The 21,223-nt window shown below is 66.5% G+C and carries 18 protein-coding genes; 10 read left to right on the forward strand and 8 right to left on the reverse strand.

Annotation, left to right across the window (positions count from 1 at the left end; genetic code table 11):
* Positions 1-19: 19 nt before the first annotated feature.
* From grxD to FA702_RS13510, 3 genes are all read left to right on the forward strand, one after another.
* Positions 20-355: a Grx4 family monothiol glutaredoxin gene (gene grxD, locus FA702_RS13500; protein WP_124809371.1), complete on the forward strand. Its 336-nt coding sequence runs from the start codon at positions 20-22 to the stop codon at positions 353-355.
* 404 nt (positions 356-759) lie between these two features.
* Complete coding sequence (locus FA702_RS13505) at positions 760-1,545, forward strand: NUDIX domain-containing protein (RefSeq protein WP_210417541.1); 786 nt, start codon at positions 760-762, stop codon at positions 1,543-1,545.
* 104 nt (positions 1,546-1,649) lie between these two features.
* On the forward strand, positions 1,650-1,853 hold the full coding sequence (locus FA702_RS13510) for a hypothetical protein (protein WP_136956548.1): 204 nt from the start codon (positions 1,650-1,652) through the stop codon (positions 1,851-1,853).
* Between the two features lie 21 nt (positions 1,854-1,874).
* Here FA702_RS13510 and FA702_RS13515 read toward each other — a convergent pair whose 3' ends face one another.
* Positions 1,875-2,720: a LysR family transcriptional regulator gene (locus tag FA702_RS13515; protein WP_136956549.1), complete on the reverse strand. Its 846-nt coding sequence runs from the start codon at positions 2,718-2,720 to the stop codon at positions 1,875-1,877.
* Positions 2,721-2,900: 180 nt separating this feature from the next.
* Between FA702_RS13515 and FA702_RS13520 the strand changes: the two genes are divergently transcribed.
* From FA702_RS13520 to FA702_RS13540, 5 genes are read left to right on the forward strand one after another with little or no spacing between them, the layout of a single operon-like run.
* Entirely contained in the window at positions 2,901-4,064 is a 1,164-nt protein-coding gene (locus tag FA702_RS13520; RefSeq protein WP_136956550.1) for an isovaleryl-CoA dehydrogenase, read from the forward strand.
* A 30-nt stretch (positions 4,065-4,094) separates the two neighbouring features.
* The gene (locus FA702_RS13525; RefSeq protein ID WP_168196064.1) at positions 4,095-4,958 is read left to right on the forward strand and encodes a TauD/TfdA family dioxygenase; all 864 of its coding nucleotides are present in this window, start codon (positions 4,095-4,097) and stop codon (positions 4,956-4,958) included.
* Positions 4,955-6,556, forward strand: coding sequence for a carboxyl transferase domain-containing protein (locus FA702_RS13530; protein ID WP_136956552.1), 1,602 nt, complete (start codon positions 4,955-4,957; stop codon positions 6,554-6,556). The genes FA702_RS13525 and FA702_RS13530 overlap by 4 nt, the downstream gene beginning before the upstream one ends.
* A gap of 5 nt (positions 6,557-6,561) precedes the next feature.
* On the forward strand, positions 6,562-8,433 hold the full coding sequence (locus tag FA702_RS13535; RefSeq protein ID WP_136956553.1) for an acetyl/propionyl/methylcrotonyl-CoA carboxylase subunit alpha: 1,872 nt from the start codon (positions 6,562-6,564) through the stop codon (positions 8,431-8,433).
* A complete protein-coding gene (locus tag FA702_RS13540; protein WP_136956554.1) occupies positions 8,433-8,885 on the forward strand; it encodes a MaoC family dehydratase in 453 nt (150 codons plus the stop codon). Before FA702_RS13535 ends, FA702_RS13540 begins: the two co-directional genes overlap by 1 nt.
* A gap of 6 nt (positions 8,886-8,891) precedes the next feature.
* Here the strand turns inward: FA702_RS13540 and FA702_RS13545 are convergent, their stop codons facing one another.
* The 7 genes from FA702_RS13545 to FA702_RS13575 form a co-directional block, all read right to left on the reverse strand.
* Positions 8,892-10,304 (reverse strand): efflux transporter outer membrane subunit, encoded by a 1,413-nt coding sequence (locus FA702_RS13545; RefSeq protein WP_370385473.1) that lies wholly within the window; start codon positions 10,302-10,304, stop codon positions 8,892-8,894.
* Complete coding sequence (locus FA702_RS13550) at positions 10,301-13,435, reverse strand: efflux RND transporter permease subunit (RefSeq protein ID WP_136956555.1); 3,135 nt, start codon at positions 13,433-13,435, stop codon at positions 10,301-10,303. The genes FA702_RS13545 and FA702_RS13550 overlap by 4 nt, the downstream gene beginning before the upstream one ends.
* A gap of 5 nt (positions 13,436-13,440) precedes the next feature.
* Positions 13,441-14,607 (reverse strand): efflux RND transporter periplasmic adaptor subunit, encoded by a 1,167-nt coding sequence (locus tag FA702_RS13555; RefSeq protein ID WP_255504572.1) that lies wholly within the window; start codon positions 14,605-14,607, stop codon positions 13,441-13,443.
* A 330-nt stretch (positions 14,608-14,937) separates the two neighbouring features.
* The gene (locus FA702_RS13560) at positions 14,938-15,564 is read right to left on the reverse strand and encodes a murein L,D-transpeptidase catalytic domain family protein (protein WP_136956557.1); all 627 of its coding nucleotides are present in this window, start codon (positions 15,562-15,564) and stop codon (positions 14,938-14,940) included.
* Between the two features lie 165 nt (positions 15,565-15,729).
* Positions 15,730-16,317 carry a nitroreductase family protein gene (locus FA702_RS13565; protein WP_136956558.1) on the reverse strand — a complete coding sequence of 196 codons (588 nt, stop codon included), beginning with the start codon at positions 16,315-16,317 and terminating at the stop codon, positions 15,730-15,732.
* Between the two features lie 82 nt (positions 16,318-16,399).
* On the reverse strand, positions 16,400-16,813 hold the full coding sequence (locus tag FA702_RS13570) for a DoxX family protein (RefSeq protein ID WP_125953978.1): 414 nt from the start codon (positions 16,811-16,813) through the stop codon (positions 16,400-16,402).
* A 40-nt stretch (positions 16,814-16,853) separates the two neighbouring features.
* On the reverse strand, positions 16,854-17,552 hold the full coding sequence (locus FA702_RS13575; RefSeq protein WP_136956559.1) for a pirin family protein: 699 nt from the start codon (positions 17,550-17,552) through the stop codon (positions 16,854-16,856).
* A gap of 106 nt (positions 17,553-17,658) precedes the next feature.
* On the opposite strand from FA702_RS13575, the gene FA702_RS13580 reads away from it, so the two are divergent.
* Together FA702_RS13580 and FA702_RS13585 are read left to right on the forward strand one after the other, a co-directional pair.
* A complete protein-coding gene (locus FA702_RS13580) occupies positions 17,659-18,579 on the forward strand; it encodes a LysR family transcriptional regulator (protein WP_136956560.1) in 921 nt (306 codons plus the stop codon).
* Positions 18,580-18,681: 102 nt separating this feature from the next.
* Positions 18,682-20,982 (forward strand): TonB-dependent receptor, encoded by a 2,301-nt coding sequence (locus tag FA702_RS13585; RefSeq protein WP_136956561.1) that lies wholly within the window; start codon positions 18,682-18,684, stop codon positions 20,980-20,982.
* Positions 20,983-21,223 lie beyond the last annotated feature (241 nt).

Raw genomic sequence — 21,223 nt, forward strand, 5'->3', positions numbered from 1 at the left:
GAGAAAGGATTCCTCCGCCATGTCGACCCAGAATGCCACGCAGGCCCGTATCGCCGAGATCGTGAACGGCAACGACGTTGTCCTCTTCATGAAGGGCACGCCGCTGTTTCCGCAATGCGGATTTTCCAGCAAGGCGATCGCCATCCTCGATCACCTGGGCGTGGAATACGCCAGCGTCGATGTGCTGCAGGACATGGAAGTCCGCCAGGGCATCAAGGAATTCTCGGACTGGCCGACGATCCCGCAGCTCTACGTCAAGGGCGAGTTCGTGGGCGGTTCGGACATCATGATGGAAATGTTCCAGGACGGCGAATTGCAGCAGCTGTTGCAGGATTCGGGCGTTTCCGCGCAGTGACGCTATTTCGGCAGTGTGATCGGGCGCGTACGCTGCGGATGTAAAATTATCCGACAGATCGTTTTACATCGGTTGCCAATCGAATGAACGCGGCTCCATCTCCGGATGGGCCGCGTTTTTTCTGTGCCAGCGTCGGTGGGGAGGAAGCCCGGGAAGAGGCGGAACCCTTGGGAGACCAGGTCGGGTTCCGCCCCTCAAGAAGACTATTCTCGGGACATCTCATCATAAGCATGACCCGTGCCAGTTTTCAAATGCCCTTGAAAATGGAGGTTTTGGCACGACACGCCGCCTCCCATTTCGCTCCATTGTCAAGGTTTCCGACACCCCGAGAAAAGGGGCAGCTTGGCAAGCTGCGGTGGCACGAGCATGATGCCGCAAAATACCCGTGGGATGGCTGGGATTGCATGGAAGATTTCGACGACGCCGATGATTTGCCTCTCGCCATTCCGGCGGCAACGCTGGTGGTGTTCCGCCGTGATCCGGCCGGCGGCGCGGCGCAGGTGCTGCTGCTCGAACGCTCTGGCGCGATGCGGTTCGCGGGAGGCGCCACGGTGTTCCCCGGCGGCAGGATCGACCGGGCGGACTACGATCTGGCGGAACGTGTTCGTGGCGATCTCGATCTGGACGATGCCGCCGCGCGCGTGGCGGCGATCCGCGAGACGCTGGAAGAATCGGGATTGGCCATCGGCGTGGTGGGAAGCGTGACGGCGGAGACGGCCGCGGCCGCCCGCCGGATGCTGATCGATCATGGCGCGCTCGCGCCGGTGCTGGAGGCATTCGGCTGGCAACTCGCGCTCGACCGGCTGACCCCGTTCGCGCGATGGTTGCCCAAGCACCGCGCGCCCCGCATCTTCGATACGCGCTTCTACATTGCCGATCTGGGGACGGGCGCGGTGGATGTGGCGGTCGATGCCACGGAGAACACGCACCTGTTCTGGGCCAGCGCGCGCGAGGCGCTGCGGCTGGCCGAAGCCGGCGAAATCCAGGTGATCTTCCCGACGCGGCGCAATCTTGAGCGGCTAGCGCAGTTCGATGACTTCGCTGCGTGCCTCGAACACGCGCGGGCGACGCCGGTTGTCACGATCACGCCTGCGGTCGCGGTGCGGGACGGGGCGAGATGGCTGACCATCCCCGAGGATGCGGGGTATCCGGTCCATGGGGAGCCGATCGAGAGCGCGATGCGTGGTTAGCGGTTCCGCTCTTGCCCCCCGTATTTCTCCTGAGGGGCAGCGCGGAGGGGGCGCATAGGCAAACGGGCGCACCCAGCAGGCATATTGCGGATTGGAGACCGCCCATGCCAGCCGAATGCCAATACCCGTTCGATGTATCCCTCTCATCCACCGACGGCGCAAGCGCGCCGGACGTTGAATTCACCTCCGCCGCGCGGTGGCGTCACCGCGCGCGCGTCGCGCTGGCGGCGCTGCGCATGACCGCGCCGCTGATCTTGTCGCTCACGCTCTGGGCCATCGTCGGCTGGGCGGTTTGGCAGGGCAGCTGATCGGCGAAACCCCGGACAGATTCAGGCGATCGCGCTGTCGCAAGCCAGCAGCACGGCGGATCGGGTATCGTCGCGCTGCGTCTTGCCGTCTATCAGGCCGATGCGCCGGCGAAAATCGTAGCCGTCCAGCGGCACGGCGACGACGCCTTCGCAACGAAGCGATTCCGGCGCGGTGGTCACGCCCATGCCGCCGCGCACCAGCGCCATGCAGCGATCGTCGTTGGCGCTGCGCAGCAGGAAGCGGGGCCGCACCCCGCGCTGCGTGAAGAAGCGGCTGGTTTCGGCAAGCAGTTCGCAGGACCGGCGCGCGATCATGGTTTCGCTCGCCAGTTCGGCGGGATCGAGCGTGGCGCGCCCCGCCAGCCGGTGGCTTGCCGGCAGCATCATGCGATAGCCTTCGTCGATGATCGGCCGGGCATCCTCGCCTTCGCGCAGCAGGGTCAGCGCGGCGTCGATCTGCCCTTCGCCCAGCTTGCGCCGCAGTTCCGCGTCGCTCCCCTCGGTCAGCACCAGCGGTTCCGGCCCGGCGAAGCGCGCGCTCAACCGGGTCAGGAAGGCGGTCGGCAGCGACGCAAGCACACCCAGCCGCAGCGGCGGGGCGAGGTCGGCTTCGCTGCGCAGGCTGGCTTCGGCCAGCCGGAATTCCCGCTCGATCGCGCGGGCGTGGGCCAGCAGGCGGTTGCCGGCCTCGGTCAATCGCACGTTGCGCCGGTCGCGCACGAACAGCGGCGCGCCGACCAGCCGTTCCAGCTCGGCGATTCCCACCGACAGCGTGGGTTGCGTCACGTTGATGCGGCGGGCGGCGGCGGTGAACCCGCCGGTTTCCACAACCGCCAGGAACTGCCGCAGATGGGTGCGTTTTATCATAGATTTTATCTATCGAACTTCGTGCGATGTTTCAATTTCACCGGCAATATCATCGATGGTATCAAGCGGCGTGGGAGAAGATGTGCCGGGCTATGTCCGGACGCGGCTTGTCCCGTCGATTGCTGATGGCTGCGGGATGCGCTGTCTCCAGCGTATCCGGGCGAGCCCTGGGAGGATGCCGTGCGCGCGACGCCTGATTTCGATTTCGGCCTGCCTGAAACCGCCCTGATGATCCGCGAAAGCGCCGCGCGCTTCGCCGACGAGAAGATCGCGCCACTGGCGGCGAGAATCGACGCGGAGGACTGGTTCGCGCGCGAGCTGTGGCCGGCGATGGGCGAACTGGGCCTGCACGGCATCACCGTGGAAGAGGAATGGGGCGGCCTGGGCCTGGGCTATCTCGATCACGTGATCGCGGTGGAGGAAGTGAGCCGGGCGTCGGCCTCGATCGGCCTTTCCTATGGCGCGCATTCCAACCTTTGCGTCAACCAGATCCGCCGCTGGGGCACGGATGCGCAGAAGGCGAAATACCTGCCCGGGCTGATCTCGGGCGAGCATGTCGGCAGCCTCGCCATGTCGGAAGCGGGCGCCGGGTCGGATGTGGTCGGCATGAAGCTGCGCGCCGATGCCACGTCGGGCGGATACGTGCTCAACGGCACCAAGTTCTGGATCACCAACGCGACCTATGCCGATACGCTGGTTGTCTATGCCAAGACCGCTCCGGAATCGGGATCGCGCGGGATCACCGCGTTCCTGATCGAGAAGGACTTCGATGGCTTCTCGATCGGTCAGAAGATCGACAAGATGGGCATGCGCGGCTCGCCCACGGCGGAACTGGTGTTCAACGATTGTTTCGTGCCCGAAGAGAACGTGATGGGGCCGCTGCACGGCGGCGTGGGCGTGCTGATGTCGGGCCTCGACTACGAGCGCGTGGTGCTGGCCGGCTTGCAACTGGGCATCATGCAGGCCTGCCTCGACACGGTCATTCCCTATGTTCGCGAACGCAAGCAATTCGGCAAGCCGATCGGCGCGTTCCAGCTGATGCAGGCCAAGATCGCCGATATGTACGTCGCGCTGCAATCGGCGCGGGCCTATGTCTATGCCGTGGCGCGCGCCTGCGATGCCGGGCAGACCACGCGCTTCGACGCGGCTGGCGCGATCCTGCTGGCCAGCGAAAACGCGTTCCGCGCGGCGGGCGAGGCGGTGCAGGCGCTGGGCGGGGCGGGCTATACCAAGGACTGGCCGGTCGAACGCTATCTGCGCGATGCGAAGCTGCTCGACATCGGCGCCGGCACGAACGAAGTTCGCCGCATGCTGATCGGGCGGGAATTGATCGGAGCCGCCTGATCGCCTGGCCATGCAGGTGGAGGAATGCCCATGAATGCCATCAATGCCCGGAGCAAGGCTCCGGCGGGAGTCATGCTGGACCAGCTTAACCCCGTAATCGGCACCGAGATCACTGGGCTGGACCTGACCCGGCTGGATGCGGCGGGCGAGGACTGGCTGCGCACGTTGCTGGCGGAACGCATGGTGCTGGTGGTGCGCGACCAGCGGCTCGATCGCGCGGCGCACAAGGCGATCGCGCGGCTTTTCGGCACGGGCGAACTGCATGTCCACGCGCTGAGCGTGGCGCGAGGGGCCGAAGACCCGGCCGTCTATCCGGTGCGCACCAACGCACAGTCGAAAACAACCGCGGGCGAAGGCTGGCATACCGACGTAAGCTGCGATCCCGCGCCGATCGCCGCCTCGCTGCTCTACATGCACGAGATGCCCGATGGTGGCGGTGGGGATACTTATTATGCGAGCATGGCCGAATGCTACGCGCGGCTGTCCGCGCCGGTGCAGGCGCTCGCCCGGTCGCTGCGCGCGACGCACGATGGCGCGTTCCCCTATCGCACGATCTACGGGATAGAGCCGGCCGCCGGCACGCATTACAACAAGACGGTGCATCCGCTGGTGATCCGCCATCCCGTGACCGGGCGGCCGACGCTGTGGATCAATCGCGGCTTCACCACGCGGATCGAGGGGCTTGGGCACCTCGAAAACCGCGCCCTGATGGAGATGTTCTTCCAGCATATCGAGACCACGCTGACCGCGCAGTGCCGCGTGCGGTGGGAAACGAACACGCTGGTCATCTGGGACAATGTCGCCACCCAGCACCATGCGGTGTGGGATTACTTCCCCAACAGCCGGTACGGCGAACGCGTATCGGTGATCGGACCGGAGATCGAAGGCTTGTGACCGCACCGATCCTTTCCAGCAATCTCGACCTTTCCAGCCCCGAGGCGCAGGCGCGCGGAGCGCACAACCGCGCGCTGGCGCGAGACTTGCGCGATCGCGTGGCCAAGGCCGCGCTGGGCGGCGATGCGCGATCGCGCGAACGGCATGTCGCGCGCGGCAAGCTGCTGCCGCGCGAGCGGGTGGAACGGCTGCTTGATCCGGGTTCGCCCCTGCTGGAACTGAGCCAGCTTGCTGCTGGCGGCCTCTATGGCGACGAGGTGCCGGGTGCGGGCGTGATCACCGCGATCGGGCGCGTATCGGGTCGCCAGTGCGTGATCGTGGCCAACGATGCCACGGTGAAGGGCGGCACCTATTACCCGCTGACGGTCAAGAAGCACCTGCGCGCGCAGGACATCGCGCGCCAGAACCGGCTGCCGTGCGTCTATCTGGTCGACAGCGGCGGGGCCAACCTGCCGCACCAGGCCGAGGTCTTTCCCGATCGCGATCACTTCGGCCGCATCTTCTTCAACCAGGCTAACATGAGCGCCGAAGGCGTGCCGCAGATCGCCTGCGTGATGGGCAGCTGCACGGCGGGCGGCGCCTATGTGCCGGCGATGTCGGACGAGACGGTGATCGTGCGCAAGCAGGGCACGATCTTCCTGGCCGGTCCGCCGCTGGTGAAGGCCGCCACCGGCGAGGAGATCAGTGCCGAGGATCTGGGCGGCGGCGATCTCCACGCGCGCAAGTCCGGGGTGGTCGATCACCTGGCCGAGAACGACGAGCACGCGCTGACCATCGTGCGCGACATCGTTTCGCATCTGGGATCGGCGGGGGATGCTGGCATCGCCCGCCGCGAACCGCGCCCGCCGAAGTACGATCCGGAAGAACTCTACGCGATCGTGCCCGAGGACGTGCGTGCGCCCTATGACGTCAAGGAAGTGATCGCGCGGCTGGTGGATGGCAGCGAGTTCCACGAGTTCAAGGCGCATTACGGCACCACGCTGGTCTGCGGTTTCGCCCATATCTGGGGCATGCCGGTGGCGATCCTGGCCAACAACGGCGTGCTCTTTTCCGAAAGCGCGCAGAAGGGTGCGCATTTCATCGAGCTGGCGTGCCAGCGCCGCATTCCGCTGCTGTTCCTCCAGAACATCTCGGGCTTCATGGTCGGCGGCAAGTACGAGGCCGAGGGCATCGCCAAGCACGGCGCCAAGCTGGTGACGGCGGTGGCCACCGCCAGCGTGCCCAAGATCACCGTGCTGATCGGCGGCAGCTTCGGCGCCGGGAACTACGGCATGTGCGGCCGCGCCTATGAGCCGCGCTTCCTGTTTTCCTGGCCCAACAGCCGGATCAGCGTGATGGGCGGCGAACAGGCCGCCTCGGTGCTGGCCACGGTCCATCGCGATGCCGCGACGTGGACGGCGGAGGAAGCCGAAGCCTTCAAGGCCCCGGTCCGCCAGAAGTACGAGGACGAGGGCAACCCCTGGTACGCCACCGCCCGCCTGTGGGACGATGGCGTGATCGATCCCGCCCAGACGCGCGACGTGCTCGGGCTGGCGCTGGCGGCAACGCTCGAAGCCCCGGTTCCGGAGGTGCCCCGCTTCGGGGTGTTCAGGATGTAATGGCCATGATCCAGTCCCTTCTCATCGCCAATCGCGGCGAAATCGCCTGCCGCGTCATCCGCACCGCCCGGGGTCTCGGGATACGCACGGTCGCGGTCTATTCCGATGCCGATGCCAAGGCGCTGCATGTGCGCGAGGCGGACGAGGCCGTGCATATCGGGCCGGCTCCGGCGCGCGAGAGCTATCTCGTGGGCCAGCGCATCATCGATGCCGCGCGGGCCACCGGCGCGGAGGCGATCCATCCGGGCTATGGCTTCCTTTCGGAAAACGCCGAATTCGCCGAGGCGGTGATCGCGGCGGGGCTGGTCTGGGTCGGCCCGAAGCCGTCCTCGATCCGCGCCATGGGGCTGAAGGACGCGGCCAAGAAGTTGATGATCGCGGCCGGGGTGCCGACCACGCCCGGCTATCTGGGCGAGGACCAGTCGCCCGCCCGGCTCCAGGCCGAAGCCGACGCGATCGGCTATCCGGTGCTGATCAAGGCGGTGGCCGGCGGTGGCGGCAAGGGCATGCGCCGGGTGGAGCGGACGGAGGACTTCGCCGATGCGCTCGCTTCGTGCCAGCGCGAGGCGGCGTCCTCGTTCGGCGACGACCGCGTGCTGATCGAGAAGTACATCCTTTCGCCCCGGCATATCGAGGTGCAGGTGTTCGGGGATAGCCACGGCAACGTCGTCCACCTGTTCGAGCGCGATTGCTCGCTCCAGCGCCGCCACCAGAAGGTGATCGAGGAAGCCCCCGCGCCGGGCATGGACGAAGCGACGCGCGAAGCGGTCTGCGCGGCCGCGGTGCGCGCGGCGAAGGCCGTGGACTACGAAGGTGCGGGCACGATCGAGTTCATCGCCGACGGTTCCGAAGGGCTGCGCGCGGACCGCATCTGGTTCATGGAAATGAACACGCGGCTCCAGGTCGAACATCCGGTGACGGAGATGATCACCGGCGTCGATCTGGTCGAATGGCAGTTGCGCGTGGCGAGCGGGGAGCCGCTGCCCAAACGGCAGGACGAGCTTTCGATCAACGGCTGGGCGATGGAAGCGCGGCTCTATGCGGAAGACCCGGCGAAGGGGTTTTTGCCGAGCATCGGCCGTGTGGACAGCTTCCATTTCTCCGAAGCGCAGGCACGAATCGACACCGGCGTGGAGGCCGGCGCCGCGATCTCTCCGTTCTACGATCCCATGATCGCCAAAGTCATCGTCCATCGGGACAGCCGCGCCGAGACCATCGCCGGGCTGCGCGATGCGCTGGCCGATGGCGTGGTCGGTCCGCTGGTGACGAACAAGGGCTTCCTCTGGCGGCTGCTTGGCCATGCCGGGTTTGAAGCGGGCGTGGTCGATACCGGTCTGATCGAGCGCAATCTGGAGATGCTGACGGCGCGGGCCGAGCCTTCGGCGGAACAACTCGGTTATGCCGCGATGCGGCTGGTGGGCACGCCGGGGCAGACCCCGTGGACCAGCCGGTCCGGGCTGCGGCTGGGAGCCGAGCCCCGGCTTGAGGCGCGCCTGACCGACCAGTTCGGGCGGCACTACGCGATCGACCTGCCCCAAGAGCCGGCGTTCGATGACTGGCCGGCTGAAGCCGAGACCGCCATAGACGAACAGGGCGAACGCTTCCTTGTCCGGCTGGCGCGGACCGAAGGCCACGCCGGTGGCGCGGCCTCCGACGGCGCCATCCTCGCCCCCATGCCCGGCAAGGTCATCTCGGTCGATGTCGCGGTGGGCGACACGGTGGCCAAGGGGCAGAAGCTGCTGGTGCTGGAAGCGATGAAGATGGAGCACGCGCTGACCGCGCCGTTCGACGGGACCGTGGCCGAACTGACCGTCTCCGCCGGCGCGCAAGTGCAGGTCGAGGCGCTGCTGGTGCGCGTGGATAAGGAGGAAGGCTGATGGCAGGCCGCTTTTTCGACGAATGGAGAGTGGGCGACCGGATCGAGCACGACATCCGCCGCACCGTGACCGAGACGGACAACCTGCTGTTTTCGACCATGACGCACAACCCGCAGCCGCTGCACATCGATCTGGAAGCGGCGAAGGCGAGTGAGTTCGGCCAGATCCTCGTCAACGGCACCTTCACCTTCGCGCTGATGGTCGGCCTGTCCGTGGGCGATACCACGCTGGGCACGCTGGTCGCCAACCTGGGCTATGACAAGCTGGTCATGCCCAAGCCGGTGTTCATCGGCGACACCATGCGCGCGACGAGCGAGGTGGCCGATCTGAAGGAATCGAAAAGCCGGCCGGGCGCGGGCATCGTCACCTTCACGCACGAGCTGATCAACCAGCGCGACGAGGTGGTGTGCCGCTGCCTGCGCAGCGCCTTGCTCAAGAAGCGGCCAGCCTAGCGCAGCTTAGGGTCGCGTGGGTTCCGCATTCAGCCCGCCGCCCAGGCTGCGGTACAGCTCCACCATGTTGCTCGCCGCCGCCAGCCGCGTGTTCACGAGGCTGAGGCGCGCGCTGTAGAGCGTGCGCTGCGCGTCCAGCGTGGCCAGGTACGTGTCGATCCCGTTGCGATAGCGCGATTGCGACAGGGTGAGGGCGCGACCGGCGCTATCCGTCAGCGCGAGCTGCGCGGCCAGCTTGTCGTCGATCGTGCCGCGCCGGGCGAGCGCGTTGGCCACTTCGCTGAACGCGGTCTGGATCGCCTTTTCGTAAGTGGCGACGGCGGCGGTGCGCGCGGCCTTGGCCGAGGCGAGGTTGCCGCTGCGCGCGCCAGCGTCGAACACGGTCTCGCTGGCGTTGCCCGATGCGTTCCAGCGGAAATCGCCATTGTTGAACAGGCCGGAAAGGCTGCCCGAGGCGACGCCGAGCGCGGCCGTCAGCGAGATCGTGGGGAACCACGCCGCGCGCGCCGCGCCGATGTTGGCATAGGCCGCGCGCAGCCGGCGTTCGGCGCCGAGCACGTCTGGCCGTTGCAGCAGCACGCCGGAGGAGAGACCGACCGGCAGCGTGGCAAGCGTCTGCCCGCCGTTGCCCAGCGTGTCCGCCAGCATGGCCTCGGTGACTGGGGCGCCGGTCAGCAGCTCCAGCGCGTTGCGCGCCTGCGCCAGCCGGGTCTTGTAGTCGGCCACGTCCGATCGCGCGGTCTGGAGCGCGGTCTGTGCCTGCGCGATGTCGAGCCGGGTGTCGATGCCCATGGCCTCGCGCCGCTGCGTCAGCGCCAGGCTCTGTTCGCGCGATTGCAGCGTTTCTTGCGCCACGCGCAGCAGATCGGCGTTGGCGGCATAGGTCAGCCACGCGGTCGCCACTTCGGCGATGAGCGTGATCTGCGTGGCCTTGCGCCCTTCGTCGGTGGCGAGGAAGGTCTGGAACTGCGCCTGCGTAAGATTGCGCTGCCGGCCGAACAGGTCGAGCGTGAACGATGAAATGCCGATGCCGGTGGACAGGGTATCGACCGTGAAGCCGTTGGTGCGCGCTTCCGATCCCGTCGCGGTGGCGGCGACGGTGGGGAACAGGGCGGCGCGCTGCACGCGATAGAGCGCCTGCGCCTGCTCCACGTTGGCCACGGCCACGCGCAGGTCGCGGTTGTTGGCGAGCGACAGCGCGATCACCTGCCGCAGCCGGTCGTCGAGGAAGAAATCGCGCCAGCCGATCTCGTCGATCCGCGTCTCGCCGGCGGCCAGCACGGGATAGGATTCTCCCTGCGGCAGCGCGGGGGCGACGGGCGCTTCGGGGCGGACGTATTTGGGCGCCATGTTGCACCCGGCCAGGATCGCCATCGGTGCGGCGAGCGGCAGCGTGGCGAACAGAAGGCGGCGGTTCACGCTCCGGCCTCCTGCCCGGCTGCGGGCGCGGGCGTGGTTGCGGCCTTGCGCACGAACCAGCGCTTCACCAGCACGAAGAACAGCGGGACGAGGAAGATCGCCAGCGCCGTGGCCGAAAGCATCCCGCCCATCACCCCGGTGCCGATGGCGCGCCGCCCGTTCGCGCCCGCGCCGCTGGCGATCACGAGCGGCACCACGCCGGCGATGAAGGCCACGCTGGTCATGATGATCGGGCGAAAGCGCAGCCGCGCGGCCTCAAGCGCGGCTTCGAGCGGCGGCACGCCGTTGCGCAAGGCGGCTTCGGCGAATTCGACGATCAGGATCGCGTTCTTGGCGGAAAGGCCGATCGTGGTGAGCAGCGCCACCTGGAAATAGATGTCGTTGTCGAACCCGCGCAGCGTTACCGCCAGCACTGCGCCGATCACGCCCAGCGGAATGACCAGCAGGACCGAGAACGGCACCGACCAGCTTTCATAGAGCGCGGCAAGGCACAGGAAGATGAAGAAGATCGACACGGCATAGAGCACCGGCGCCTGGCTGCTCGACCGGCGCTCCTGATAGGACAGGCCGCTCCACGCGACGGTGAACCCGCCGTCGAGCTGGCTCGCCATTTTCTCGATCACGTTCATGGCATCGCCGGAACTGGTGCCCGGCCCCGGCGCGCCCTGCACCTGCTGCGCGGAAATGCCGTTGAAGCGCCGCAGGATCGGCGCGCCCACGGTCCAGCTCGTTTCGGCAAAGGCCGAAAAAGGCGCCATGTCGCCATTGGCGGTGCGCACGAACCACTGGCTGAGGTCCGACGGCTGGCTGCGGAACGGCGCATCGCCCTGGACATAGACGCGCTTGACGCGGCCGCGATCGATGAAGTCGTTCACATACGTGCCGCCCCACGCGGTCGAGAGCGTGGAATTGACATTGGCGGGCGTGATCTGGAACGCGGTGAGCGCGGCGTCGTCCACTTTCACCTTGAGTTGCGGCGTGTCTTCAAGGCCGTTGAAGCGTACCTGGCCAAGGCGGGGTTCGTCGTCCGCCTGCGCGAGCAGTTGCTTGCGCGCGGCGGTGAGCGCGGCGGTGCCCTGTCCTTCGGCGTCCTGCAGCCACATCTCGAAGCCCGAGGCGTTGCCCAGCCCGCGAATGGCCGGCGGCGAAAGGACGAGGATCTGCCCATCGCGCGAGGAGGCGAAGTGCTTGTTGATGCGCTGCGCGATCGCGGAGGCGCTGTTCTCGCGGCCCACCCGTTCGTCCCACGGCTTGAGCAGGATGAAACCCTGGCCGGTGTTCTGCCCGCTACCGCCCTGGCCCCGGCCGACCACGGTGAACACGGCCTGGATGTTGTGGCTTTCCGTGCGGTTGATGTAATCCGAAAGCTGGTCCGCCACGGCCTGCGTCTGTTCGATGGTCGATCCGGCGGGCAGCGTGTAGCTGAGCGAGAGGTTGCCCTGGTCCTCGTCCGGCAGGAAGCTGGTGGGCAGCCGCGCATAGAGCAGCGCCATGGCCAGGCAGATGCCGCCGAACACCAGCATGCCTGGAAGCGGCCGGCTCACCACCCGCAGCAGCCGGCTGCGATAGCCGCCTTCCAGCCTTTCGTAGCTGCGGTTGAATTTGGCGAAGAACCATCCGCGCGGCTTCTCGTGCTCCTTCAGCAGCGTGGCGCACAGCGCCGGCGTCAGCGTCAGCGCGACTATCACCGACAGCGCCATGGCGGACACGATGGTGACCGAGAACTGGCGATAGATCACGCCGGTCGATCCGCCGAAGAAGGCCATGGGGATGAACACGGCGGTCAGCACCAGCGTGATGCCGATCAGCGCCGAGGTGATCTCGCCCATGGATTTCACCGTCGCCTCCAGCGGGGGCAGGTGTTCCTCGTGCATCACGCGTTCGACGTTCTCGACCACCACGATGGCATCGTCGACCAGCAGGCCGATGGCGAGGACGAGGCCAAACATGGTCAGCGTGTTGACCGAATAGCCCACGGCGGCGAGGACGCCGAACGTGCCCAGCAGCACCACCGGCACGGCGATCGCGGGGATCAGCGTGGCGCGCCAGTTCTGCAGGAACACGAACATCACCACCACGACCAGCCCGATCGCCTCGATCAGCGTCCAGACGACTTCCTCGATCGAAATCTTCACGAACGTGCTGCTGTCGCGCGGATAGGCGACGGCATAGCCTTCGGGCAGTTCGGTCGACAGTTCGGCGACCTTTTCCTTGACCAGCTGCGCGGTGGCCATGGCGTTGGCGCCCGATGCCAGATTGATGGCAAGGCCGGTGGCGGCGGCGCCGTTGAACTTGTTGATCGAGCCGTAATTCTCCTGCCCCATCTCGACGCGGGCGACATCGCCCAGCGTGACGGTCGAGCCATCGGCCTGGGTCTTGAGCACGACTGCCTTGAACTGGTCGATCGTTTCCAGGCGCGATCGTGCGGTTACCGTGGCGTTGAGGCGCTGGCCCGGCTGCGAGGGCAGGGCGCCGATCTCGCCGGCCGAAACCTGCGTGTTCTGCGCCTGCAATGCCGATATCACGTCGGCCGGCATCAGCTTGACCGCGTTGAGCCGGTTGGGATCGAGCCAGATGCGCATGGCGTACTGGGAGCCGAAGATGTCGGCGCTGCCCACGCCTTCCACGCGCGAGATCGGGTCCTGGAAATGGGTGGCGAGATAGTCGGCGATGTCCGCGTTGTCGCTGCGGCCGCTGGTGTCATAGAGCGAGACGACCATCAGCTGGTCGGCCTGCGCCTTGTTCACGTTCACGCCGAGTTGCTGCACGATCTGCGGCAGCCGCGTGACGCCGCGCGCGATCGCGTTCTGGACCTGGACCTGCGCGGTATCGGGATTGATGCCCTTTTCGAAGGTTACCGTGATCTGCGCCGAACCGTTGCTGCTGCTGGACGTGAAATAGAGCAGCCCGTCGATGCCCTTGAGCTGCTGCTCCAGCACCTGGGTCACGCTGTTCTCGATCGTCTGCGCGTCCGCGCCGTTGTAGCTTGCGTTGATCGAGACGGTCGGCGGCGCGATGTCGGGATATTGCTCCACCGCCATCGTGGTGATCGAGAACCCGCCCGCGGCCATCACCACGATGGCGATGACCCAGGCGAAGATCGGGCGATGCGCGAAGAATTTGGACAGCACGGCGTTTACTTGCCAGCGGCGGCCGGCGCGCCGGCACCTTTCCCGCCACCCTCTTCCGCTGCCTTGCTGCCCGCCGGCACCGCCTTCACCTTCGCGCCGGGGCGGGCCTTGAGCAGCCCTTCGACCACGATCTTCTCGCCGGGCTTGAGGCCGCTGGTGATCAGCCAGTTCGTGCCGACGGCGGTATCCGCGGTTACGTTCCGCGTTTCGATCATGCTTTTGGCGTTGACGACCAGCACGGTGGCGGTGCCGCGCGGAGACCGCGTGACGGCCGTTTGCGGGACGAGGATGCCGTCAGGCACGGTGCCCTGGCCCACGCGCGCGCGCACGAACAGGCCGGGCAGCAGATCGCCGCGCGGATTGGGCACGGTGGCGCGCAGCGTGACCGTGCCGGTCTGCTCGTTCACGTCGATATCCGCGAAGTTCAGCTTGCCCTCGACCGGAAATTCGCTGCCGTCCGACAGGATGATGCGCACCGGCGTCGATCCCGCCGCGATGCGTCCGGCGTCCATCGAGCGGCGCAGCGCCATGAAATCGGTGCTCGATTGCTGGATGTTGACCCAGATCGGATTGAGCCGCTGCACCTTGGCCAGCGCATCGGCCTGATTGGATGTCACCAGCGCGCCCTTGGTCACGGCCGACCGGCCGATCCGGCCGCTGATCGGGGAGGTGATCCGGGTGAAGCCCAGGTTGACGTTGGCGGAAGCCAGCGAGGCGCGGTTGAGCGCCACTTGCGCGCGCGCCTGATTATAGGCGGCGATGGCATCCGCCGCGTCCTGCTTGCTGATCCCGCCTTCCTCGGCGAGCACGCGATAGCGCTCCGCCTTCAGGCGGCTGGCTTCGACCGATGCCTGCGCGTTGGTCAGCGCGGCGCTCGCCTGCTGCTGGGATGCCGCATAGAGGCGCGAATCGATCTGATAGAGCGGCTGGCCCGCGCGCACGTTGCTGCCTTCCTCGAACAGCCGCGCCATGACGATGCCCGATACCTGGGGCCGCACTTCGGCCACTTCCGACGCCTGCGTCCGCCCCGCCAGGTCCGCGGTCAGCGCGACCGGTCCCGCGCGGGCGGCAATCACGCCCACGGTGGGCGTCGGCGACTGTTTGTCTCCCTTCTTGTCGCCGCATCCGGCAAGCAGGAGAGCGGTGCAGGCCAAGGGTAGAAGGAAACGCAATTTCGGCTCGCAATCTTTCATCGGACCATGCGGACAAGGGAGCAACGGCAGCATCGGCGATGGCATTTCCCGCAGATCAGAACGACCGCCCCGTGCGGACAGCGGCAAGGTCATGTTCCGACATGGTCTCCCCCGAAAGCCCCCATGGCTTTCAACGCGTGATTCGCAGCTTGCTAGCACATCGCGCGGCGCGTGCGCCTGCCTATGCTGCGTTGCCGCATCGATGCGACACAATGATACAAATGGAGATTCTGCACACCTCCTTTTTGGACGTTTGTCAAAAAAGGAGGCGGTGAGCCGTCGGTCGCGGGAAGCCGGCGGACGGCGCAGTCAGCGCGCGGCGAACAGCAGGCGGCCGGGGCCGAGCCGTTCGAGCACATGGGAGATGTCGTCCGCGGAGACCGCGAAGCAGCCCTGGCTGCGGCCCACGCGGCCCTGGCTTTCCGCCAGATCGGGCGCGACATAGCGCGCGGCGTGGATCACGATGCCACGGCTGGAGGCCATGCTGTTTTCGGTATCCAGACCTTGCAGCCGGCGCGACCGGCCATGCTTGCCGCTGTAGATTTCGCCGGTCAGGAAGGCCCCGCTGCACGAGGCGTTGGAGCCGGGCCGGTTCGACAGACGCTGGACCCAGCCGCTGTTGCCGGGATCGGAACCGCTGCCGTGCGCGACGAGATGGTCGGAAATGACCTTTCCTGCCGCCACATCGACCAGCTGGAAGCGTGGCAGACGCGAAGGCGCCGAAAAGTCGACGATGCCGATCACGTCGCGGCTGGCGACGCGATCGTGATGCTGCTGCAAGGCCGCCAATGCGCGAGACAACAGCACGGACCTGTCTGCGCCCGCCGGAAGGTGCTCCGGCTGGGGGGCGATCGCCTGCGCAAGATCGCGCGGCATGAACAGGCTGGCTGCCGACCCGGCAATGGCGCCCAGAAAATGGCGCCTGCCCAGGTACATGCTATTCCGAGACCCCGATTTTGCTCTTGGCCGGGATGTACGGAGCAGCCCGGCGAATTTCAAACCGCAACGGAGGAAAGTGCGGCGAGCGGTGCCAGGGATCGCGTGGGGCGAGCCGCGGCGCGGGAACTTTTGCCGCCGCGGCTCGCTTCGTCCGTCCGGTTTTCAGGGCAGGGCGTCGAAGGCTCCCGGGGCGGCAATCGTACCCACGGCCTTGCGACCGCTCGGCGCTTCCTTGGCGCGCAGGCCTTCGGGCAGCACGTCTGGCGAAGCCTTGCGGCCGATCGCGGCGGCGGCTTCGACGCGGAAGCTTTCGGGAATGCCGAGTTCCGAACGGATGCGGTCGAAGTCGATTCCGGTCATGCCGTGGGCGTGGTAGCCCATCGCCGTGGCTTGCAGGGCCAGCTGCGCCCAGGCGGCGCCCGCGTCGAAGCTGTGGCTGTGCGATGGCCGCGCTTCGTCACCGCTGCCCATGTGTGTTTCCGAGAGGATGAAGACCAGCGCGCCGGCTTGCTTCGCCCAGCTGGCGTTGAACGGAATCAGCAGCGAAAGGAACACATCCCAGTGCGCATCGCCGTTCACGGCATAGAGAAAGCGCCAGGGCTGGTAATTGAAGGCCGATGGGGCGAGGCCGGCAGCCTCCAGGATCACGTCGAGGTCTTCCTGCGGCAGGGCGCTGCCATCGAAGGCGCGGGGCGACCAGCGGTCGATCAGCAGCGGAACAAGGCGGGGATTGGTGGTTCGGCTTTCCATGGTGGTGCCTTTCGGAGCGGGTTGCGTTGACGGGAGCGATCAAAAGCGTGGGCGGCCGGTAAGGCCGCCCGGATTCGTGATCTCAACGGCGGTCGAGTGCGAAGCGGCCGGCGCCGAACGCCACAACCTGCAACAGCCCCCCAGCCATCGCCACGTTCTTGAAGAAGTGGATGAACTGGTTCTGGTCCGCAAGGTGGTTGTGGAAGGCGAGCGCGGTTGCCAGGCTGAACAACGCCAGCACCGCCGCGACGAACCGGGTACGGAAGCCGGCCACAAGTGCCAGACCGCCGCCCAGTTCCACGATAACGGCGATGGCCAGGCCGACTTGCGGCAAGGGCAGGCCCGCGCTGGCGATATAGCCGATCGTTCCGGCGGGCGCGGCGACCTTGGACAGGCCGCTCAGCACGAAGATGGCGGCAAGGAGGATGCGACCGGCAAGAGCGGCGACATCGCTGGCGGAAGTGCCGGGGCGGGCGGTAGTGGTCTGAATGGTCATGGGATGGGATTCTTTCTGTTCGAAGGGGGGAAGGGGGCAGTCAGGCCGCGTCGACGAGGACGATCTCGCTGTCTTCGAGCGCGGTAATCTCGATGGTATCGATGCCGGTGATGGCCACGCCATCGCGGGCCTGTGCTTCTGCGTCGCCAATGCGGATGCGGCCGGTGGCCGGAACCAGATAGGCATGGCGGTCGGGATCGATTTCGTAACGCAGGCTGTGGCCTGCCGGCAACGTCGCGCCCAGTACGCGGGCATTGGCGTTGATGCGCAACGCGTCCTCGTCACCGGCGACGCCCGAAGCCAGCACGTCGAAGCGGCCGGTGCGGCTGTCGCGCGGGAAGGGCCGCGTGCCCCAGCTTGGCGCGTGGCCGCGCCGGTCGGGCATGATCCAGATCTGGAACAGCGTCGTTTCCTCGTCTTCCAGATTGTATTCGGCATGCTGGATGCCGGTGCCGGCGGACATGACCTGCACGTCTCCCGCCACGGTGCGGCCGGCGTTGCCCAGGTTGTCGCGGTGCGAGATCGCGCCGGTGCGGACATAGGTGACGATTTCCATGTCGCTGTGCGGATGCGGCGGGAAACCGCTCTGCGCCGCGATGGTATCGTCGTTCCACACGCGCAGGGCGCCCCACTGCACGCGCTGCGGGTCGTAATAGTCGGCGAACGAGAAATGGTGGTGCGCATCGAGCCAGCCGTGGTTGGCGGCGCCAAGCGAATGGAAGGGGCGAACTTCGATCACGGGATGTCTCCAAAAATCGCGTTGCAGCGAATGACCTTGGTATGGCCCTTGAAAGGCAATCTGAAAATTCCGATAAAATTGATGGGAATGTTCAGGAGTATCGAACGTGGACGTCGGCCAGCCAACCATCGACCAGATCCGCATCTTCCTCGCCGTGGTCGACGAAGGCAGTTTCAACGGCGCCGCGCGCAAGCTGGGCCGGGCCATCTCGGTCATCAGCTATGGCATCGCCAACCTGGAGGCGCAGTTCGGCGTCACCCTGTTTGAGCGCGAGGGTTCGCGCCGGCCGACGCTGACCGAAGCGGGCCGCGCGGTGCTGGCGACGGCACGGGCGGTGGCGGACGATATTGACGCGCTGATGGCCTCGGTGCGCGGCTATAACCAGGGGCTGGAGGCGGAACTGACGCTGGCGGTGGACGTGATGTATCCCACCGCGTGGCTGGCGCGGCTTTGCCGGCAGTTTCAGGCCTATTTCCCCACCGTGGACCTGCGCCTGCACGTGGAGGCGCTGGGCGCGGTCGCCGGAATGCTGCTGGAGGGGCGGGCGCATGTGGGCGTGACGGGGCCGGTGGTGATCGAGGACCCCGTGCTCGACCGGATGCGGATCGGCGAGGTGGAACTGCTGCCGGTGGCCGCGCCCTCGCACCCGCTGGCGCGGCTGGCGGACATTCCGCCGGGGGCCGGCCGGCAGCATCTGCAACTGGTCCTGACCGATCGTTCCAGCCTGACCGAAGGCCGCGATTTTTCGGTGCTGAGCGCGCGCACCTGGCGGCTGGGCGATCTCGGCGCCAAGCACGCCTTGCTGCTGGAAGGGATCGGCTGGGGCAACATGCCGCTGCATCTGGTGGAAAGCGACCTTGCCGCCGGGCGGCTGGTGCGGTTGCCGATGCAGGAAGCGCCCGGCGTGGCCTATCCGTTTAACGCGCAGTGGCGGCGGGATTGCCCGCCGGGGCCGGCGCGTTCCTGGCTGATCGAGGCGCTGAAAGCGGGGTGTGGTGGCGATCACGCCGGCCCCATCGTCATATAGCGCGCACAAATCCGCCTTTGAAATGAAAGGAAAACTGCACGATCGTGCAACACGGGCCGTCTAGCGGCGCATCTCGAGTCCAGGCCCATGAGGGGAAAAGAGATGCGCTATGTGACTGCCTTGTTCGTGACGACCGCCATGGCCGTCGCCGCTCCCGCCTTTGCTGCCGAAGCACCCGCTGGTGAAGCGCTGGCCGACGAAGCCGCGCCCGCCCCCGCCGATGCCTCCGCCGGCGCGGAAATCGTCGTGTTCGGTGCCGGCCAGACGCGGCAGGTCCAGGAAATCTCCAATGCCGATCTGACGCTGCTGGCGGCGGGCACCAGCCCGCTGAAGGCGATCGAGAAACTGCCGAGCGTCAATTTCCAGTCGGCCGATCCTTTTGGCAACTACGAATGGTCGACCCGCGTCACCATTCGCGGGTTCAACCAGAACCAGCTTGGCTTCACGCTGGATGGCATCCCGCTGGGCGACATGACCTATGGCAACGTCAACGGCCTGCACATCAGCCGCGCGATCACGTCCGAAAACATCGGCGTGACCCGCGTCTCGCAGGGGTCCGGCTCGATCGACACGCAATCGACCAACAACCTGGGCGGCACGCTGGAGTTCGAATCGATCGATCCCGCGCGCGTGCTGGGCGTGGACGGCAACGTGACCTACGGTTCCTCGAACACCGTGCGTGTTTTCGGCCGGGTCGGCGTGGGCACCGCCGATGGCCTGCGCGCCTTTGCTTCCGTGCAGTACCAGAACCTCGACAAGTGGAAGGGCGATGGGCAGCAGCGCACGCTGATGGCCAACGCCAAGGTTGTGGCGCCGCTGGGCGATGCCACGGTCGATGCCTATCTCAGCTATTCCGATCGCGCCGAGCAAGACTATCAGGATCTCTCGCTCGGAATGATCAAGCGGCTCGGGTACGACTGGGACAACTTCGGCCCGTCAAAGTACGCGCTGGCGGTGCAGGTGGCCGACATCGGCGCCAATCGCGGCGACAGCGGCACCACGCCGCTCAACCCCACCGCGGGCACCGTCTATCCCGCGCCGATCCAGTCGCTTGACGATGCCTATTACGATGCGTCCGGCCTGCGCCGCGACTGGCTAGGCGCGGTGGGCCTTACCGCCCCCGCCGGCGACAAGGTGACCTTCAAGTTCAAGACCTATTACCACCACAACTCCGGGCAGGGCACCTGGGGCACGCCCTATGTCAACAGCCCGACCGGCGTGCCGATGGCGGTGCGCACGACCGAATACACGATCGACCGCGCCGGCATGTTCGGCAGCGTGAACCTCGATCTCGGCGCGAACCAGGTGGCCATCGGCGCGTGGTACGAGAACAACAATTTCGAGCAGGCGCGGCGCTTCTACGCCTATGAAAGCCGCACCAATCCGGGCCGCAACCACCTGGATTTCATGCGCAACCCGTTCTTCACCCAGTGGGACATCAAGTACAACACCGCCACGGTGCAGTATTATGTCGAGGACCAGATCACGCTGGGCGACGCGCACATCAACCTGGGCTGGAAGGGCTTTCAGGTTAACAATAATGCCAACCCGCTGGTGCTGGGGGACCGGACGATCGGCCGCCTGTCCGCGCGCGACTGGTTCCAGCCGCACGTGGGCGTGAACTACAAGTTCGGACGGGGGCTGGAAGCCTTCGCCGGCTTCACCTCGGTGACGCGGGCCTTCGTCTCGTCGGCGACGACGGGGCCGTTCTCGTCCACCCAGGCCGGGTTCGACGCGATCAAGGGCAAGCTCAAGCCCGAACAGTCCGATACCTATGAAGGCGGGTTGCGCTACAACACCGGCGTGGTGAACGCGGTGCTGGCCGGCTACTACGTCGATTTCCGCAACCGCCTGCTGACCATTCCCACCTCGGTCGGCATCGTCGGCGCGGCCAACGCGCTGCAGAACGTGGGCAGCGTGCGCGCGGTGGGCATCGAGGCGGCGCTCGATGTCAAGCTGCCGATGGGCTTCGGCGCCTTCGCCTCCTACAGCTACAACGACACCACCTATCGCGACGACATCAAAGACGCGAACGGCAACTTCTTTGCGACCAAGGGCAAGACCGTGGTCGACGCGCCCAAGCATCTGCTGCGCGGCGAAATCTCGTACGACAGCGACGGGTTCTTCGGCCGCCTTTCGGCCAATTACATGTCGAAGCGCTATTTCACCTATCTCAACGACCAGGAGGTGCCCGCGCGCACGCTGATCGATGCCTCGCTGGGCTATCGCTTCAACGTGGGCTGGCGCAAGCCGGTGGAACTGCAGGTCAACGCCACCAACCTGTTCGACAAGCGCTATGTCGCCACGATCGGTTCGAACGGCTTCGGCTTCAGCGGCGATAACCAGACCCTGCTGGCCGGCGCGCCGCGGCAGGTCTTCGTGACGCTGAAGACCGCCTTCTGATACTTGCCACCATTTCGGAGCCGGGTATCGGCTCCGATCATAACAAATGCGGAGCGCCTTCCATCCTTCGGGATGGGGGGCGTTTTGTTTCAGGCGGTGGGCCGCAACGCCGCCGATCGTGCCGCAGGGAACGGGCGATTCGCGGAGTTTCATCCGCATCTTTCCCCTACGGGAAATGTATGGAAACGTTCTGAAATTCCTGGGTTTCGTCACAGGCCCGTCGCAATGCGCGAACATTTCC

The sequence above is a fragment of the Novosphingobium sp. EMRT-2 genome (assembly GCF_005145025.1).
GTDB lineage: Bacteria > Pseudomonadota > Alphaproteobacteria > Sphingomonadales > Sphingomonadaceae > Novosphingobium.

Excerpts from the sequence above, each read along its gene's own strand:
- FA702_RS13535 (WP_136956553.1), top strand. The coding sequence starts at position 6,562 with ATGATCCAGTCCCTTCTCATCGCCAATCGCGGCGAAATCGCCTGCCGC.
- FA702_RS13585 (WP_136956561.1), top strand. The coding sequence starts at position 18,682 with ATGCGCTATGTGACTGCCTTGTTCGTGACGACCGCCATGGCCGTCGCC.
- FA702_RS13510 (WP_136956548.1), top strand. The coding sequence starts at position 1,650 with ATGCCAGCCGAATGCCAATACCCGTTCGATGTATCCCTCTCATCCACC.
- FA702_RS13505 (WP_210417541.1), top strand. The coding sequence starts at position 760 with ATGGAAGATTTCGACGACGCCGATGATTTGCCTCTCGCCATTCCGGCG.
- FA702_RS13515 (WP_136956549.1), bottom strand. The coding sequence starts at position 2,720 with ATGATAAAACGCACCCATCTGCGGCAGTTCCTGGCGGTTGTGGAAACC.
- grxD (WP_124809371.1), top strand. The coding sequence starts at position 20 with ATGTCGACCCAGAATGCCACGCAGGCCCGTATCGCCGAGATCGTGAAC.
- FA702_RS13560 (WP_136956557.1), bottom strand. The coding sequence starts at position 15,564 with ATGTACCTGGGCAGGCGCCATTTTCTGGGCGCCATTGCCGGGTCGGCA.
- FA702_RS13570 (WP_125953978.1), bottom strand. The coding sequence starts at position 16,813 with ATGACCATTCAGACCACTACCGCCCGCCCCGGCACTTCCGCCAGCGAT.
- FA702_RS13525 (WP_168196064.1), top strand. The coding sequence starts at position 4,095 with ATGAATGCCATCAATGCCCGGAGCAAGGCTCCGGCGGGAGTCATGCTG.
- FA702_RS13565 (WP_136956558.1), bottom strand. The coding sequence starts at position 16,317 with ATGGAAAGCCGAACCACCAATCCCCGCCTTGTTCCGCTGCTGATCGAC.
- FA702_RS13540 (WP_136956554.1), top strand. The coding sequence starts at position 8,433 with ATGGCAGGCCGCTTTTTCGACGAATGGAGAGTGGGCGACCGGATCGAG.